We start from the raw sequence: 16,174 nt of genomic DNA on the forward strand, positions 1-16,174 counted from the left end.
ATTAATTTATTGTTAAAAGTATTAAAAATAGATTAGAGGCAATTTGCTTTTACTGAGATTAAATTGACTGTTTCGGAGAAATCTTAGAAATGCATTAAAATGGTATGAAAAAGTTTGGCTCGTGCTTCTGCCTGAACTTAACTTAAACAACATTAAAGTAGATAGAACAGCACTTGATATCCCAGACGACACCTGAAAAGCTTACGTTGTTCAGGCTTTTACCTGTTAGTAGGCCAGGGGTTGATTGTTTTCTTATAAGCGATGTTGGTGATTGAGCCAGCGATTACCGCTGTTGTTTTCCTGTTCAGAAGTTGTAGAATACACGTTCCGTCATCAATATAGGTAGGATGTTTACTGCCTTTTTATAAACACACCGTTGCTTTCGCTATGAATATGCCCAACTCTTTATTTGATGAACATAACGTGCTTCATGAGTTGAAGCATTTCTTGCCCGCTCAGGCCCCTTTAAAAGACTTTGTTCACCATAATACCTTGCACTCTTTTCAGGAGTTAACGTTTACCAAAGCCCTACAAAAAGCTTCTGAAATATTTGGTTATAAAGTTTCGCTTTCCATCGATGAATTTCGATCACTATATGTGTCAAAACGTATACGGGCGGACGTTCTTCAGCGCATTATAGTCCAGCACAAGGGCGAAAAACGAGCGCATGAGTGGACAGAAATTATGCTGAACAAGCCTTATCCATTGGCTCACCAGCCGCGCGTGGGTTCGCTTCGGGCTAACTGGAAGAAAGAGTACTATGTCGATCTGGATTCTCTGGTTCACCCCATTCTTTTCCGAATCCTGTGCAGTTACCTCGATCAGGGCATTTCGATCTGGAACTTCCCGATTCGTGATAAAGATTTCCTGTCGTCCATGCGTGAATTGGAAACGAACAGCTTCACCAGTGTTTTCAGGACCAGCCAGGTTAAAGACCTTTTTCTAAATACGAGTTGCGGTATTAAAGACTTACTCGACAGGCTGATTGGCGATGAGTCGCTGTACGAACATTACCTGTTCGATCAGCAATTTGCCCATTCGGGCTGGTCCGGTCTGGTAAGTGTGGTTGAGGAGTTGCCCGAAACCCTGCTCGATGCCCGCAAAATATCCCTGCATGATCTGATTGTATTCGAACTTCTGCTGGAAATCGACGCGCTTGAGTATCATCACAAGAACAAGTGGACTCCTCTGGGGAGCTGGTTGAAACACAGACCCGTAGCCCTTTTTGCCGACACGCCTGATACCGAACAAAGTGAAGTGCGTACCATCTGGCAGGACGCATTTGAGTGGAGTTATTACGATCAAGTCATTGCCGGACTTGAACTGGAAGTACATAATGAGATACGTATCGCCGACAAGAGTTTTCAGGCTATGTTCTGCATTGATGACCGGGAGTGTTCATTTCGGCGTTACCTGGAGGAGTTTGACCCTGCCTGCGCAACCTTTGGTACGCCGGGTTTTTTTGGCGTTGACTGCTTCTTTCAGCCCGAAGACGGGAAATATTACACCAAGATTTGCCCTGTTCCTATCTCGCCCAAGCATTTAATAAAGGAGACTGGGGTTACCAATAAACGTCAGCAGGACTTTCACTTTAACAAGCATGCTCATTCGTTTCATAGCGGTTGGCTGATCTCTCAAACACTGGGTTTCTGGTCGGCTTTTCGTTTGATACTGAATATTTTTAAACCAACCATGAGTCCGGCGGCTGCTTCGTCGTTTAAGCACATGGACCATTTATCTACGCTTACGATTGAAAATCAACACGTAGAGGATATCGAAAATGGGCTGCAAATTGGGTACACCATCGACGAAATGGCGGCTCGTGTAGAAGGTCTATTGAAGAGTATCGGGCTGGTTGACGACTTTGCCACGATTATTTATGTCGTTGGGCACGGCGCAAGCAGTATCAACAACCCACACTACGCGGCCTATGATTGTGGTGCCTGTTCGGGCCGGGCCGGGTCGGTAAATGCGCGATCCCTGTCGTACATGGCCAACCACCCGAAAGTAAGAGCAATTCTTGGCGAAAGAGGGCTAATGATTCCGGACACAACCCAGTTTATCGGCGCACTGCACGACACCACCCGCGATGATATTGCTTTTTTTGATGAGGCTTCACTGTCGCCGGAGAACCTGGAAAAGCATCAGAAAAACAAAGAGACCTTTACAACTGCGCTGGACTCCAATGCAAAAGAGCGGTCGAGACGGTTCGAGTCGATCAATAGTAAACTAAGTCCAAAACAAATCCACAATAAAGTCCGGGAGCGGTCGGTTTCCTTATTCGAACCTCGCCCTGAACTCAATCACGCCACTAATGCGCTGACCATTGTGGGCCGTCGGTCGTTATCGAAAGGGTTATTTCTGGACAGGCGGTCATTCCTGAATTCGTACGATTATCGGGTCGACCCGGATGGAATCTATCTATTCAACATTCTTAAAGCTGCGGCTCCCGTTTGTGGCGGTATAAACCTTGAGTATTTCTTTTCGCGCGTAGATAACCAGCAGTTAGGCGCGGGTACGAAACTGCCGCACAATGTGATGGGCCTCATTGGCGTAGCCAACGGAATGGACGGCGATTTGCGACCGGGATTACCGAGCCAAATGATTGAAGTACATGATCCTGTGCGCATGTTGTTTGTTATTGAGCAGTTTCCCGGCCTTGTTCTGGATGTTATCAAACGATTATATGCCACCTATGAATGGTTTATCAATGAGTGGGTTCATTTAGTGGTTATCGATCCTGACACACAAAAAATTTATGTGTTTAAAGAGGGCGAGTTTACAGAATACCATTCCGCGATTCATCACGTCGATACGGTATCAAACATTACACCTTTGATCGAAACGCACCAGGAAGACCTTCCAATTTATATACTCTCTTAGGATCAACACATGGCATTCCTTCTTCAGTTTTTTATTTTACTACCAATACTTGGATTTTTAGTTATTCTGCTAATTCCCGAAAAAAAGGAAATACTCATTTCCTGGACGTGTTTTGGTTTTGTTGGGTTACATTTTATCCTCGCCATTGGCTTTATCGCTGACTGGCTATTTAATGGACATCCAGAGTTGAACCTTAAAGATATTGTTTTGCTGCACGCGGCTGATTATGAGTTTTTAATCGACTTCTATTTTGATGGAATTACGGCAGTTTACCTATTAGTTGGCTCTATTCTTACATTTTTAGTGACCGTTTATAGTCGCTATTATCTACATAGAGAGGATGGCTACAAACGGTTTTTTACGACGATCCTATTTTTTTACATGGGGTATAACATCACTATTTTCTCCGGCAATTTTGAAACACTTTTCATTGGTTGGGAAATACTGGGTATATCTTCATTTCTGCTGATTGCGTTTTATCGGAATAAATATCTACCAGTAAAAAATGCAGTAAAAGTATTCTCTGTATACCGAATTGGTGATGTTGGTTTATTACTGGCTATGTGGATGAGTCATCACCTGTGGCACGAAAATGTTACGTTTATTGAGCTTGGTGATTATGCGCGGGTACATGAACATTTGCAGACCCACAGTCTCATTGGCGTATTTATCTCACTGATGATTCTGGCCTCGGCATCGGCAAAATCGGCTCAATTACCTTTTTCGTCCTGGCTACCCAGAGCTATGGAAGGGCCAACCCCATCCAGCGCTATATTTTATGGGTCACTGGCGGTTCATCTGGGTGTTTTTCTGTTACTCAGGACCTTCCCTTTCTGGGAGCAGCAAACTTCCGTTCGTATTCTGATTGCTGTCATAGGGCTAACGACAACCATTGTCGCGTCGGGAATTGCCAGAGTGCAATCGTCTATCAAAGCACAAATTGCCTATGCTTCCATTGCCCAGATTGGGCTGATGTTTATTGAAGTAGCGGCTGGTCTGGAAAGCCTTGCGCTGTTCCACTTTGCCGGTAATGCCTTCCTGAGAACCTATCAATTGCTGGTTTCACCATCGGTCGTGAGCTACCTGATTCGGGAGCAGTTCTACACGTTTTATAAGACACAGCGGTCGGTGGAGGATTTTATTCCTAAAAAACTTGCCTACACATTTTATATGCTGGGTATTAAGGAATGGAACTTGGATTCGATGATGTATCGGTATTTATGGAACCCCGTAAAATGGCTGGGCAATCGGTTAAATTTCTTTACGTTGAATAGGTTATTATTCGTGTTTGTGCCGTTTTATTTAATTGGCTTATTCTGCCTGTACAATCGGGAAATTATTCCAGAATCAATATCCGCTTATTTGCCTGTTACTTTTTCGTTTACGGCGCTGGTTTTGGTTATGAAATCATTTACAAAGCGCAAACGAGCGCGTGTAGCCTGGCTATTAACGATCATGAATCACTTTTTCGTGGTGTTGGCAATTTCGTTTAATGAGACGTTCAATTACTCACAGGGCCTACTGTATTTAAGTGGTGTTTTTGTGGCGGGTGTTACCGGGTTTGTTTGCCTGAGCCGCCTGAAATTTATTGAGAAGAGTATAAACCTGCAACAGTTTCATGGCTATTCAAAAAAGCACCCGAAACTGGCATTTGTATTCCTGCTCGCCTGTTTGGGCGTATCTGGGTTTCCAATTACGCCCACGTTTATTGGCGAGGATTTGATGTTTAGTCATATCCACGAGAACCAGGCGATTCTTGCGCTTTTTACATCGCTAAGTTTCATTATTGATGGGCTGGCTATTATTCGAATCTATGCTCGGATATTCCTCGGCCCATACGAAAAGTCGATGTACGAAATGGCCTACCGATCGTATTGATTGATCGTATTTTTTGAGCTTGTTTTAGTAAGCTTTTCCGTGGTGTCGGGTTCTTAAACCTCATTAAAGGATTTTTAACCACAGAGGCACAGAGAACACAGAGGTTAAATGGGATAAAAGCTCGCCCATTTAACCTCTGTGTTCTCTGTGCCTCTGTGGTTAAAAATCCTTCAGTGAGGTTTATTTTAGAAAGCTTTCCTCGATTCCTAATTAACCGAATTATTTGACCGTATTCGACACCACCGCAGGCTGGTACAAAAAGTAATCGTAGATTGAGCGAGCTGCGTGTGCTATTGTTTGCTCCCGTTCGGCAAGGGGCATGGGCGAGTCGCCGACAAAAACGGCAATGGCAATATGACCCGCATCGCCCGGTAAGGTAATGATGCCAACATCGTCTGTAGCACTGCCGTCCAACGACCCCGTTTTATGGGCAATGACTGTATTAGGCGGTAGATAGCCTTTGAGTCGGGCGGCTCCACCCCGGCAACGCTCCATAACGCCTAGCAACAGCGCCCGACTTTCGGGTTTGAGGGCCGTACCGCGGTAGATTTGGGTTAATAGATTGACCATCGCATCGGGGGTTGAGGTGTCACGCGGGTCTATTTTGAGTCTGGCAGCTGCAGCCCGTCTTGTTTCCGGCGTAGTAGTGCTATCCAGTTTTGCGTAAAAACCGAGCGTCCACTGGCTGGAAGGCGGTAGCGTGATACCTTCGAGGTCGGCAATTAATTGGATAATGGTTCGGTCGACAGACATACCCTGAATGCCCAGCGTCTTCAACCGGTTCTGAACGGCCTGTGTACCCCCCACCAACCGAAGGAGAATATCCGTTGCCGAGTTATCGCTAATGACCATCATCAATTCCAGCAGGTTCTGGACAGACAGTTGAACGCCGGGTTTGGCGAAGAGAACATCCAGCGTGCCGCTGCCGGGGTGCAAATCGGACGGTTGTAAATCGACCATCGTCATCAGCGACAATTTGCCCTGCTCGATCAGCGTGAACAGTTGTACGGCAATGGCGACCTTTACCGTACTCGCCATTGGGAATCGTTCCTGTAGGTTCAAACTCACCTGTTTCCCTGATTCGAGGTGCAGGGCACAAATGCCCACTTGACCTTTCGCCAGTGCCGCGATGCGTTCCAGTTCCTGATTTAGCCGTTGCGTAGCTATATCTTTTTGTCCAGTTGTAACAGGTTGGGCAACGCTCAGGCTGTTGATGAGCAGTAATAAGCCTAGTAGTAAGGAGGTGATTTTAGGGAGGGTTAAGTTCATTGTAGAGAGGTTTTAAAGATATAGGCTATACGGCCTTACGGCCGCGCTACTTTTTCTGATCCATGTAGTTCACCGTCAGGTGGCAGAGAGCTTTTACGCCATTAGTGAAGCTACTTTCATCAATTTGAAAATCGGGGGTATGGTGTGGGATTTCGTTCGGCTTTTTGTCTTTCGGTCGGGCACCCGTACTGAAAAAGAAACCGGGCACTTTCTGTGCGAAATACGCAAAATCTTCCGAACCCATGCCCGAGGGGACTAACAGCACATTGGTCATACCCGCCAATGATTGTAACGTAGGTACCATCTTTGCGGTCAGCTCTTTGTTGTTGACCAGCATCGCATCTTCCATATTGATCGATACATCGGCCGTAGCGCCCGCACTTTTGGCAACGCTCGTTACGACCTCTTTTATCCGCTTGTAAAGGGTATTTCGCATGGTGGTGTCGAGCGTGCGGATGGTGCCGATCATGGTGGCTTCTTCGGGAATGATGTTCTCCCGGTTACCGGCATGAAAGGCCCCAATGGTCAATACGGCGGCATGTTCGGTGAGGGGCATGTTCCGGCTGATGATCGTTTGCAAACCCATGATGATCTGGGCACCCGTTACAATCGGATCAACGCCAGACCAGGGCGCGGCACCGTGCGTTTGCTTGCCGTAGATAGTTATGCGAAAGATGTCATTCTCGGCACTGACACTACCGGGACGATAGGTGAATGTGCCTACGTCGTTACCCGAAGCAATGTGCTGGCCGAAAATTACATCAACTTTTGGATTATCCAGAACGCCTTCTTTCACCATGAGCTTGGCTCCCCCTTCTTCACCAGTTGGCGGTCCTTCCTCACAGGGCTGGAAAATAAACTTGACGGTTCCGCGCAACTCGCTTCGAACGGATGCCAGCACTTCGGCTGCACCCATGAGCATAGCCACATGCGAATCGTGGCCGCAGGCGTGCATGACGCCCGTTTTTTTGCCGTTATACTCGGTCGTGACCGTTGACTTGAAGGGCAAATCGACCCGTTCAGTTACGGGCAAGGCGTCCATATCGGCCCGTAGAGCCACAACCGGGCCGCGCTTGCCACCAACGAGTAAACCGACTACACCCGTTTTTCCCACGCCGGTTTGTACGTCTATGCCTAGTGCCTGCAAGTGAGCAGCTATTTTAGCAGCCGTGCGAAACTCACGATTGCCCAGTTCGGGATTCTGGTGAATATCGCGTCGCCAGTCAATGACTTTTTGGGTCAGCCCATCGGCAGTTTTGTCCATTCGGGTCAGTAGAATGTTCGTTCCGGGCGCAGAACCGACTTGAGCAAAGCTGGAAAACGATAGTAATCCCGTCAGCAGGTAACTAGTGAGTAACTTATAGAAGTTGGGCATGGCGGAAGGATGCTGTCTCGTACAAATAGATTACAGAGTAGCCAGTGCACTCTCCAGATCAGTAAGCAGATCGCTTACGTTCTCAATACCAACAGAGTACCGAATCAGGCTTTCGGGTATGCCAAGGAGTTTGCGTTGCTCTTCCGTCAGCTCAACGTGGCTGGTGGTTCTTGGTGGGCCAGCCAGCGTACTCACCGAGCCGAGACTGGCGGCCAGATGTACAAACTGGAGTTTTGGCAGAAACTTCTTCACGTTGTCGTAGCTGCCAACCAGCGAAAAACTCATGATACCGCCAAACCCCGACATCTGTTTTTTGGCAACGTCATGGCCGGGGTGCGTCTCGAGACCCGGATAAAATACGTCACTAACCTTTGGATGCGCTTTCAAATAACGGGCTATGGTGAGGGCTGAAGCATTTTGCCGCTCAATGCGCAGTTCCAGCGTTTTCATGCCTCTGGCGATCATGTAAGCGGCATCGGCCTGTAGGCTCGCCCCGTTAATTTCCCGAAACTGGAACACTTTCTCAACGAGTTCTTTAGTGCCACACAATACGCCACCCATCGCATCGGAATGGCCGCCCAGAAACTTGGTGGCGCTATGGACAACCAGGTCAGCCCCCAGTGCCAGCGGGTTCTGGTTGATGGGTGTGGCAAAGGTGTTGTCGACTACCGTAACGGCCCCCACTTTTTTAGCGGCCGCTGCCAGTCGGGCTATATCGACGACTTTGAGTGTCGGGTTGGTGGGCGTTTCGAGGTAAAGAACGTCGCAGCCTTTGGCTACTTCGGCTTCTATTTCGTCAAAGTCCGTAGTACCGCAGAGGGTAACGTTTACCTGATAACGGGGGAGGAAGTCAAGAAAGAGCCGACTGGCACCGCCGTATGTATCTTTGATGGAAACCACTCGTTTGCCGGGTCCAAGCAGGGCAAATAAGGTGTTGCTGATAGCGCCCATGCCGGTAGCAAAGGACGTAGCCGCTTCGGCTCCTTCCAGAATCCGGATTTTTTCTTCGAGTACGTGAACAGTAGGGTTGGTGTTGCGGCTATAGATGTAGCCTTCAGCCTTGCCGGTTGCCACATTATGCCACTCATCGAGGTCGTGATAGGCAAAGGCAACGCTCTTGACAATGGGGGTTGTAACGGCACCGTTGGGTAACGGGTCGGTTTCTCCGGCCCATACGGACGCGGTACTTTTTTTGTACTTCGAAAAATCCATTCGTTTATAAAGTTATGTCACAGAGATGCACGGTTATTACACAGAGATACGCTGAGAAAAATGAGGTTCACAGAGGCTTTTTTATTTCCTCTTAGGGAAATTACCCTGGCTCCGTGATATTTTGGTTGTATTGTACTATATCTACTTTTTATTGCCGAAAAATAATGACCTGCTGAGTTGTCAGGCTGATTTTCGGCAACAAGTTGAGTGAGAGGTAATAATACACAAAAAAGGAGTTGCTTTACTCCGTTATATGCTCTTTCAGGCAGCGTTCAATGTTTAGCAGACCCGTGGTCAGTTCATCCGGTCCGGGGTAGCCGAAGCCGATGCGCATGTATATTTTGTCTTGCTCGAACCAGTGCCCCGGTCCGACAATAGTTTGGTAAGTAGCAAAAAGAGAGGGGTAAAAGGTGTCGGTATCAAGGGTGTAACCGGCTTTCAGACGCGGGAAGCAAACGACGCCCGCTGTGGGTTCTACCCAGTCGAGGTAGCGCGTTTGCGCGAAGAATTGCTTGGTAATCGCAAAGTTCGTTCGAATATGCCTGTGTGCTTCGGCAAGTCGGCTGGCCTGATTTTGTAAAATATGTACCGCAATCTGTTCATCCACCACCGAGTTTGTAATCATGATCTGCTCCTTTGCGGCCAGAAACCGGTGCATGAGCGACGTATCGAGGCAGATGATCCAGCCGATGCGAATGCCCGGCACGCCAAACGCTTTCGACAGCGAACTCACCGAAATTACGTTCCTGCTTTTTTCGGCCAGATAGGGGATACGCGGTGTCTGAAAATTCAGGTAGCGGTACGTTTCGTCTACCAGCAGGTAGCAGTTGTGCGCTTCAGCCAGAGCTACCAGTTCATTCAGGGTCGTTTCCGGGACAATCGTGCCCGTTGGATTGTGCGGGTTGGTGATGCTGATGAGCCGCGTGTTGGGCCGGATAGCCTGCCGAACCTGGTCGACATTCAGAACAAACTGTTCCTCGAACGTCAAGTCAATCAGGCTCATTTCGCAGTTGATGGCCCGTGGCGTTTCGAGGTTGGTCGCGTAATTGGGCCGTACAACAACCATATGGTCGTTTTCACTGAGCAGGGTTGTGGCAATGATAAACAGTGCCGTAGCCGCACCGCTGCAAACCAGCACATCGGCGGGCGTCAACACGGCGCTCTCGCTGGCAATGCAGTCAAGTAAGTCCGGGTGGCCCCGATGGTGCCCGTAACACAAAAGCAACTCACCCAGATTAAGGTTGAGTTCGTTTAATTTACTATCGCGAACGGAGCTTTCAGCCAGATTATACTGAATAGTTGAATAGCCAATTTCTTCCGGCGATTCGATTTCAATCGGCATTCGGGTGTAGCGCATACATGGGTCTGGTGGGCTTCGAGGGCTTAAAGTAGCCATTTGTCGCCAGTTATGTGCAAACGGATTTGACCAGTTCTGTATAGGCTTAGTCTACTGAGTTTTCCGAATTGTTTTGTATTGACTGAACGATCTGATTGAATTTTTCTTCGCCGATTTGCTCTTGAGTTCTATCAAGATAACCTCTGGTTATTTCAGCATTAGGTGAACCAATCTCGACGAATATATTGAAAGCACGTAGCAGTAAGGGGAAAGCTTTATCAATGTTTTGATCAACATTAAAATAAATGGCACCCATATTATTCAGCGTCGCTCCTTCACCCTGTCGGTCACCTATTTCCTGTTGAATCGCCAGGCTCTGTTGTAAATACTGCAAGGCCTGCTCATTGTCTCCTCGGGCTCGATAAATCTGGCTGATGTTATTCAGCGACGTTCCTTCACCACGTCGGTCACCTATTTCCTGTCGGATCGCCAAGCTCTGCTGTAAATATTGCAAGGCCTGCTCATTGTCTCCTCGGGCTCGATAAATCTGGCTGATGTTATTCAGCGTCGCTCCTTCACCACGTCGGTCACCTATTTCCTGTTGAATCGCCAGGCTCTGTTGTAAATACTGCAAGGCCTGCTCATTGTCTCCTCGGGCTCGATAAATCTGGCTGATGTTATTCAGGGCCCTTCCTTCCCCCTGCCGGTCACCTATCTGCTGCATAATCATCAATGTTTTTTGCAAATAGGTATATGCTTCTTCGTAGTCAGAGAGCACAAAAGACAACGTTGCCAATTGAGAGTAAAGTGAAGCTAGAAGTAGCTGATTGTCGGGTTCAGTTGTGGTAACTTGCCGGAGGAGTCGTTGAATTTCGGCTTGTTTTTCTTCTCTCGTCTGGCCTCCTAAAGATGAAGATTCTGATTCTGGGCTTATAAAATCAGTAGCCCTGTCGGGCGCTTCCCTATAAAAGTCTAATTCAAGGGAGCGCAGGGACCACCAGTCGGGTACTTTCTTCGGCACCTGTATATATTGACTTGGTTCTATGAAGCAGATCAGTGCGATGTCAAGGCGGGCAAAGGCATCCCGGCGTTGGTTGAAGGCCACGCAAATAGACTCGTTACCTTCCCGGAAAAGCCAGCCAAAGTCAGGAATGAGTACGATGCCTTTTTTTACGGCCAATAGCTCATCGTTGATGTGGCGATAATCTTTATCGGCCAGGCGTAATTCAACCGGTGGGCGATCAGGAAACGTAGTGCGGAGCCAATCGGCAATGTCTTTATACAGGCTATACCGGTTGTGCCCGATTAGAATAAACCGGAATGTCTGCTGGCGCAGTGCATTTTTTAATTGCAGGAGTTCATCATCGAATTGTGATTCCATCAGGCTTCTCCAACAACGCGGTGCTGGTATAATCTAGACACTTCCAACAGGGGATTCACCCGCTTATAGGTGCCATCGTTGTATTCAAAAATGATTTCTTTTTCCAGAAGATTTTGACTAGAACTGTCGAAGCCAATTGGGTTTCCTGCATCCAAATCGGTTTTGAGCGTTTTCAGGATGGAAAAGTCAGCTGGTTCGAGATAGCGGGCGGTAGCGTTGCCGAGTTTGTCGATGGCCCGCTGCATATTCTCATTTGTAATCTGTCCAACATTCGTATCGGCCTGCCAACCTGCCTGTTCGATGATCCGAAGCAGTTGTCGGGGCGATCCTCCACTATAGTGAATGGCCAAATGAATGGTTTTGGGAGAGTCGAATAACTCTACAGCTACCCGTTTACAGACGAACTCTTCAAACCGCTCAATAGCTTCATGAACGATACTGCCATCACGGTCAATAATTTTGATGAAGGGGAAGGTGATGATCTCACTAAAATTACGAATGTGCTGCTCCTCCTTCATTAGCTCAATGGGTAGGGTAAAAATCGTATTGGCTTTAATTTGCCGGATACGATTTGACTCATCCATGATAATGGCCCGTCGGGTTGTCGCACTCATTGTCTTTTCGAGCCCGTCGACAATAAACAGCACTTCCTGGCCTTTCCCTTCTCGTCTTAATTGTTCGTTGGTTTGTTCAATGAACGTATTGAATTTGATGGAAAAGTCTGGAAAACGGTTTTTAATAGTGGTGCGAATAGCGACGGCCCGTTCGTAGCTGCCAGAAAGGCCAAGTTTGAGTTTGGTCGTAACACCCAATAATTTACCCAGTAGACCTGCAACCGAGAACGGGCTGTCATTATCGACTTCCAGTTCGGCATTTCCTTCGGCTTTCAGGCTACGGTTAATCTCGTTTACGCGTTCCTGAAACCATTGGTTCATGCTTTCAAGTATGTCGTCGCTTACGCTTAAATCTACTTCGGCGGCTTTTTGAAGTAATTTCTCTAACTGAAAAACAAGAATGTCCATATACTGAACATTATCCATGTCCAATTCTTCATCGACGTTGCAGGTGACGACAAAAAAGCAGTCGGGAGAGTGCAATAACTGGGCGTATTTAGCTAGTTCGGATGTTTTGCCGGAACCGCGCATACCTGCCAGAAAGAGTAATGTTTTGTTTGAACGATTAGGTTGATAATTGAAGCGGTAGTGACCATCGGGTTTTGTTACGTTCAGAATGCGCATAACATCACGCTCCTGAAAGTCTCCTCTGAGGTTCTTGAAATCGACGTAGAATTCGTCGTTCGGCGTCACAGGTTCCAACTTATTAACGGCCGCATCAATCTCGTCCATCCGCGTTGCCTTTTTCATGTATCTCTTTTTTTACAAAAGTAATCAGTTTGAATTTCCTGCAAGTAAAATCGGATGTTTCACGCATTTGGTGACGCACATCAGGATGTTGTGTGATCATTTATGAACGTACAAACCAGAAGTACAATTTGGTTACTAGGAGGTTTCGTAGTATCACGTTCTGAACTGTATGTAAACTACCTTGCTTTACCGCGCTACCTCAATTTTATACTTCTTGCCCTTCATCTTTTCCTGGCTGATTTTTGCCAATAGCGCGGGTACTTTCTCGTGTTTTACTGCTGCAAACGAAATGAAATCCTGTACGTCGATTCGGCCAAGATCGCCTTTTTCAAGGCCGCCTTTTTGCGAGAAAAAACCAACGATGTCAACTTTGTTGAGCTTGTTTTTCTTGCCACCACTCACATACAGCGTTACAAAATCGGGCGGGTTGGGCAAGGGCTGTTTTTTTGTTGGCAAATGAAATTCTTCGAGTGAGTCGTCCAGATAATTCGGCGGTTGCTCGTCCGACGATAGAATCACATAGGCTGTCCCCGATGCGTGCATCCGGGCGGTGCGGCCGTTGCGGTGCGTGAATTCGTGTTCCTGCAAGGGCAGGTGATAATGGATCACGTATTTCATTTCGGGGATATCCAGCCCCCGCGCGGCCAAATCCGTCGTGACGAGGTAGCGGGTGCTGCCATTTCGGAACTGGATAAGAGCCCGTTCGCGGTCGGCCTGTTCCATGCCGCCATGATAGACAAGCGAATGAATGCCCCGTTCGGCCAGCAGTTCGCTGGTGCGTTCGGAAGCATCCCGATGATTACAGAAAATCAGGGCAGATTCGGAATCGAGCGTACACAGTAAATCAAACAGCGTGTCGATTTTATCTTTCGATTGGGAGTAAACTACTTTTGTGGTTAAGCCGGTCTGTTCATCAGCCGGAGCCTCGAATGATAGCTTAATAGGTGATTTGAGTCGGATAAAATCGGGTATGCTGATGCCTGATGTGGCCGAAACCAGCACACGTTTTTTAAGGTTACGCAGCCCCCCGACAATGAAGTCCATTTCGTCGTGGAACCCCAGTGCCAGCGACTTGTCGAATTCGTCCAGCACCAGCGTATGAATACCCGTCAACGAGAAACTTCGGCGGGTAATATGGTCGGCAATACGACCGGGTGTTCCGATCAGAACGGCGGGCGGATTGCTCAGGTTTTTGATTTCAGTCTCTACCGGATGCCCGCCGTAGCACACATTAACTTTGTAGCCCGTCGCCATTTTCTTCCAGACCTGTTCAATCTGGATGGCCAGTTCGCGGGAAGGGGCCAGAATAAGGCATTGTACGCTTGTTTGGCCGGGTTTGAGCAGGCTAAGAATCGGAAGCAGAAAGCCAATGGTTTTGCCGGAACCCGTGGGGGCGATCAAAAAGGCATCATTGTCTTGCAGAATGGCTTTTTGGGCGGCTTCCTGCATTGGATTTAAGGCCGCAATGCCTAGGCTTGTCAGGACGTTTGCTTGTTGCTGAGGGGTTATCATCCCGTAAAAGTAACCCGTTTTGTAGTACCGACCGTCTCGGTTGGGTGCGACAAGTCAATCTTTATATATCGCCCGACCGGGGCGGTCGGCACTACTTCTCGACCTCAAAAGCCAGCAGCACATTTCCCGGCAGTTCGCCAAATAGCCCATAACCGGAATTGACAAACAGCATACCATCGGCCACAACCGGCGAGGGGCCATCCAGCGAGCCGCCTTTGCCCTGAACGCCGTTTACCGTTTCATAGGCATGTACTGTATCATAATCCCAAATGATTTTACCATCAATGCTCGAATAAGCCCGAATATGTCCATCGAGCGCCCCGGCAAACACAACGCCCGGAATCACGGTTGGGGCGGCTGAGTTGGCTTCAATACAGCCTTTTTTGTCGCCACAAGGCGGACTGGCCGTTTTCCAGACCAGCTTGCCTGTAGCAACCTCAAGGGCATAAATGCCCGGTGCCGGGCGATGAAGGGAGTCCGTCTTGCCGAATAGCGCATATTTATTGTCGGCGTTGGCTGCATACACATATTTGCCGTCGGTGGCCATGCCCCAGTGAATACCGCCCAGCGCACTGCCCAGACCAACAGCCGTTTTCCAGATCAGTTTGCCATCATCGGGCGACAGGCCATACACCATTGCCGACTTCTGGCCAACAACCAGCATGTCGTTGCCATTTGGCTGTTTCACCAGAATAGGGGCCATACCAAAATCAAGGTCGTTGCCCGGTTTGTCTGGGCAATTGGGGCCGCCGGGACAGCCCATGTTCCACGCATCATTCTGGGTTGCCTGAAAATTCCAGGCCAGTTTACCCGTTTTTAGATTCAGCGCCTGAATGGCATCGCTCGTGTTCGTAACGGGATGAGTGTAGTTTTCGCCGGTACCGATATACAGCAACCCACGTTTGGTATCGACGGTTGGGCTGCACCACACAATGCCACCGGCTGGGCCGTAGGCCGGTGTACCATCTTTCTTTTTACCTGTCTCCTTTGCTTCTTCGGCAATGACCCGGTGCCGCCACACCTCATTGCCCGACTGAGCATTGAGCGCCACCACCTCGCCCGACGATGAGCAGCAGGGGTAGCCGGGCATCAACACCGAAACCACTTCCAGCGACGTAAGAGGCACGTACACCATATTATCATACACCACTACCGAACCCGTATTGGCCGCTTGTGAATGCTGACCGACTCGCTTCTCCCACAAAAGTTTGCCGGTTTTTACGTCGAGCGCATAGACATTAGTGGCATTGTCGGCAAAAAAAGCTTGCGGGCCACTGGTTTTCTGAACCACATGAATGACCCCCCGAATGGCGGCCTTAGCCGTAAAGTGCCAGCCGATTTTGCCGGACTGTTTGTTGAGGCAGTACACATCGCCAAACTGCGTGCCCATAATCAGCCAGTCGCCAACGATAGCCGGTTTACTCCGAACCTGATTGACATCGGGAAAGGCAAACGCCCATTTCAGTTTGAGCGAGCCCACGGAAGCAGCCGTAATACCTGCCTGTTTGGCCGTGCGAAAGCCCGTCCCTTCGAGGTCGCCACCCCAGCCAGTATGCGTGATTGCTATTTTTTTCGCGTCAGGCAGCTTGAATTGGGTGTAGGCTTCTTTCGGAATTACGGTTTCAGTTAGTGGTTTATTGGATAGCCATTGTGCTACCGCTTTTCGTTGCTCGTCGGAAAGGTCTTTAGCCTGCACGCGCATTTTCCCTGTTTCCAAAGCCGCCAGAATAGCGCGGGGCGGCATGGAACTAAGGATAAAATGACCCGGCGCTTTCAGAGAGGCTTCGGGCTTATGGCAGGTGTTGCAAGTCGTCATATACACCTGTTGCCCCAATTTGGCAATGGCCGGGTCGAGCGTCTGGCCAAAACAGGTCGTTGCCCAGAGTAGTGAGCTTACAAAAATGAGCCCAAGGCGTTTATTGATAGCGAAATCTTGCGGTTGATAGGAGGTATTCATACTGATT

At 48.4% G+C, this 16,174-nt stretch carries 10 protein-coding genes; 2 read left to right on the plus strand and 8 right to left on the minus strand.

All coding sequences use genetic code 11. The features are described from left to right. The first annotated feature begins 387 nt into the window (after positions 1–387). Positions 388–2,883, plus strand: coding sequence for a YbcC family protein (locus tag CWM47_RS18775; protein WP_100989760.1), 2,496 nt, complete (start codon positions 388–390; stop codon positions 2,881–2,883). A 9-nt stretch (positions 2,884–2,892) separates the two neighbouring features. Next, a complete protein-coding gene (locus CWM47_RS18780; protein ID WP_100989761.1) occupies positions 2,893–4,761 on the plus strand; it encodes a proton-conducting transporter transmembrane domain-containing protein in 1,869 nt (622 codons plus the stop codon). 219 nt (positions 4,762–4,980) lie between these two features. Here the strand turns inward: CWM47_RS18780 and bla are convergent, their stop codons facing one another. The 8 genes from bla to CWM47_RS18820 all read right to left on the minus strand — a co-directional run bounded on the left by bla (position 4,981) and on the right by CWM47_RS18820 (position 16,167). Further along, positions 4,981–6,030, minus strand: a complete 1,050-nt coding sequence (bla, locus tag CWM47_RS18785; protein ID WP_100989762.1) for a class A beta-lactamase — start codon at positions 6,028–6,030, stop codon at positions 4,981–4,983. A 46-nt stretch (positions 6,031–6,076) separates the two neighbouring features. Continuing rightward, entirely contained in the window at positions 6,077–7,405 is a 1,329-nt protein-coding gene (locus tag CWM47_RS18790; protein WP_100989763.1) for an amidohydrolase, read from the minus strand. A 30-nt stretch (positions 7,406–7,435) separates the two neighbouring features. After that, positions 7,436–8,617: a cystathionine gamma-synthase family protein gene (locus tag CWM47_RS18795; protein ID WP_100989764.1), complete on the minus strand. Its 1,182-nt coding sequence runs from the start codon at positions 8,615–8,617 to the stop codon at positions 7,436–7,438. A gap of 241 nt (positions 8,618–8,858) precedes the next feature. Next, the gene (locus CWM47_RS18800) at positions 8,859–9,974 is read right to left on the minus strand and encodes an aminotransferase class I/II-fold pyridoxal phosphate-dependent enzyme (protein ID WP_100989765.1); all 1,116 of its coding nucleotides are present in this window, start codon (positions 9,972–9,974) and stop codon (positions 8,859–8,861) included. An 85-nt stretch (positions 9,975–10,059) separates the two neighbouring features. Then, entirely contained in the window at positions 10,060–11,334 is a 1,275-nt protein-coding gene (locus CWM47_RS18805) for a tetratricopeptide repeat protein (RefSeq protein WP_100989766.1), read from the minus strand. After that, complete coding sequence (locus tag CWM47_RS18810) at positions 11,334–12,698, minus strand: hypothetical protein (protein ID WP_100989767.1); 1,365 nt, start codon at positions 12,696–12,698, stop codon at positions 11,334–11,336. Before CWM47_RS18810 ends, CWM47_RS18805 begins: the two co-directional genes overlap by 1 nt. 186 nt (positions 12,699–12,884) lie before the next feature. Further along, positions 12,885–14,210, minus strand: a complete 1,326-nt coding sequence (locus CWM47_RS18815; RefSeq protein ID WP_100989768.1) for a DEAD/DEAH box helicase — start codon at positions 14,208–14,210, stop codon at positions 12,885–12,887. Positions 14,211–14,301: 91 nt separating this feature from the next. Next, positions 14,302–16,167, minus strand: coding sequence for an outer membrane protein assembly factor BamB family protein (locus CWM47_RS18820; protein ID WP_100989769.1), 1,866 nt, complete (start codon positions 16,165–16,167; stop codon positions 14,302–14,304). Positions 16,168–16,174 lie beyond the last annotated feature (7 nt).

This window comes from Spirosoma pollinicola (genome assembly GCF_002831565.1).
In the GTDB taxonomy this organism is placed as follows: Bacteria; Bacteroidota; Bacteroidia; order Cytophagales; family Spirosomataceae; genus Spirosoma; species Spirosoma pollinicola.

Bases quoted from the DNA above. Each gene is read 5' to 3' on its own strand.
- CWM47_RS18775 (WP_100989760.1), top strand. From the start codon at position 388: ATGAATATGCCCAACTCTTTATTTGATGAACATAACGTGCTTCATGAG.
- CWM47_RS18780 (WP_100989761.1), top strand. From the start codon at position 2,893: ATGGCATTCCTTCTTCAGTTTTTTATTTTACTACCAATACTTGGATTT.
- bla (WP_100989762.1), bottom strand. From the start codon at position 6,030: ATGAACTTAACCCTCCCTAAAATCACCTCCTTACTACTAGGCTTATTA.
- CWM47_RS18790 (WP_100989763.1), bottom strand. From the start codon at position 7,405: ATGCCCAACTTCTATAAGTTACTCACTAGTTACCTGCTGACGGGATTA.
- CWM47_RS18795 (WP_100989764.1), bottom strand. From the start codon at position 8,617: ATGGATTTTTCGAAGTACAAAAAAAGTACCGCGTCCGTATGGGCCGGA.
- CWM47_RS18800 (WP_100989765.1), bottom strand. From the start codon at position 9,974: ATGCGCTACACCCGAATGCCGATTGAAATCGAATCGCCGGAAGAAATT.
- CWM47_RS18805 (WP_100989766.1), bottom strand. From the start codon at position 11,334: ATGGAATCACAATTCGATGATGAACTCCTGCAATTAAAAAATGCACTG.
- CWM47_RS18810 (WP_100989767.1), bottom strand. From the start codon at position 12,698: ATGAAAAAGGCAACGCGGATGGACGAGATTGATGCGGCCGTTAATAAG.
- CWM47_RS18815 (WP_100989768.1), bottom strand. From the start codon at position 14,210: ATGATAACCCCTCAGCAACAAGCAAACGTCCTGACAAGCCTAGGCATT.
- CWM47_RS18820 (WP_100989769.1), bottom strand. From the start codon at position 16,167: ATGAATACCTCCTATCAACCGCAAGATTTCGCTATCAATAAACGCCTT.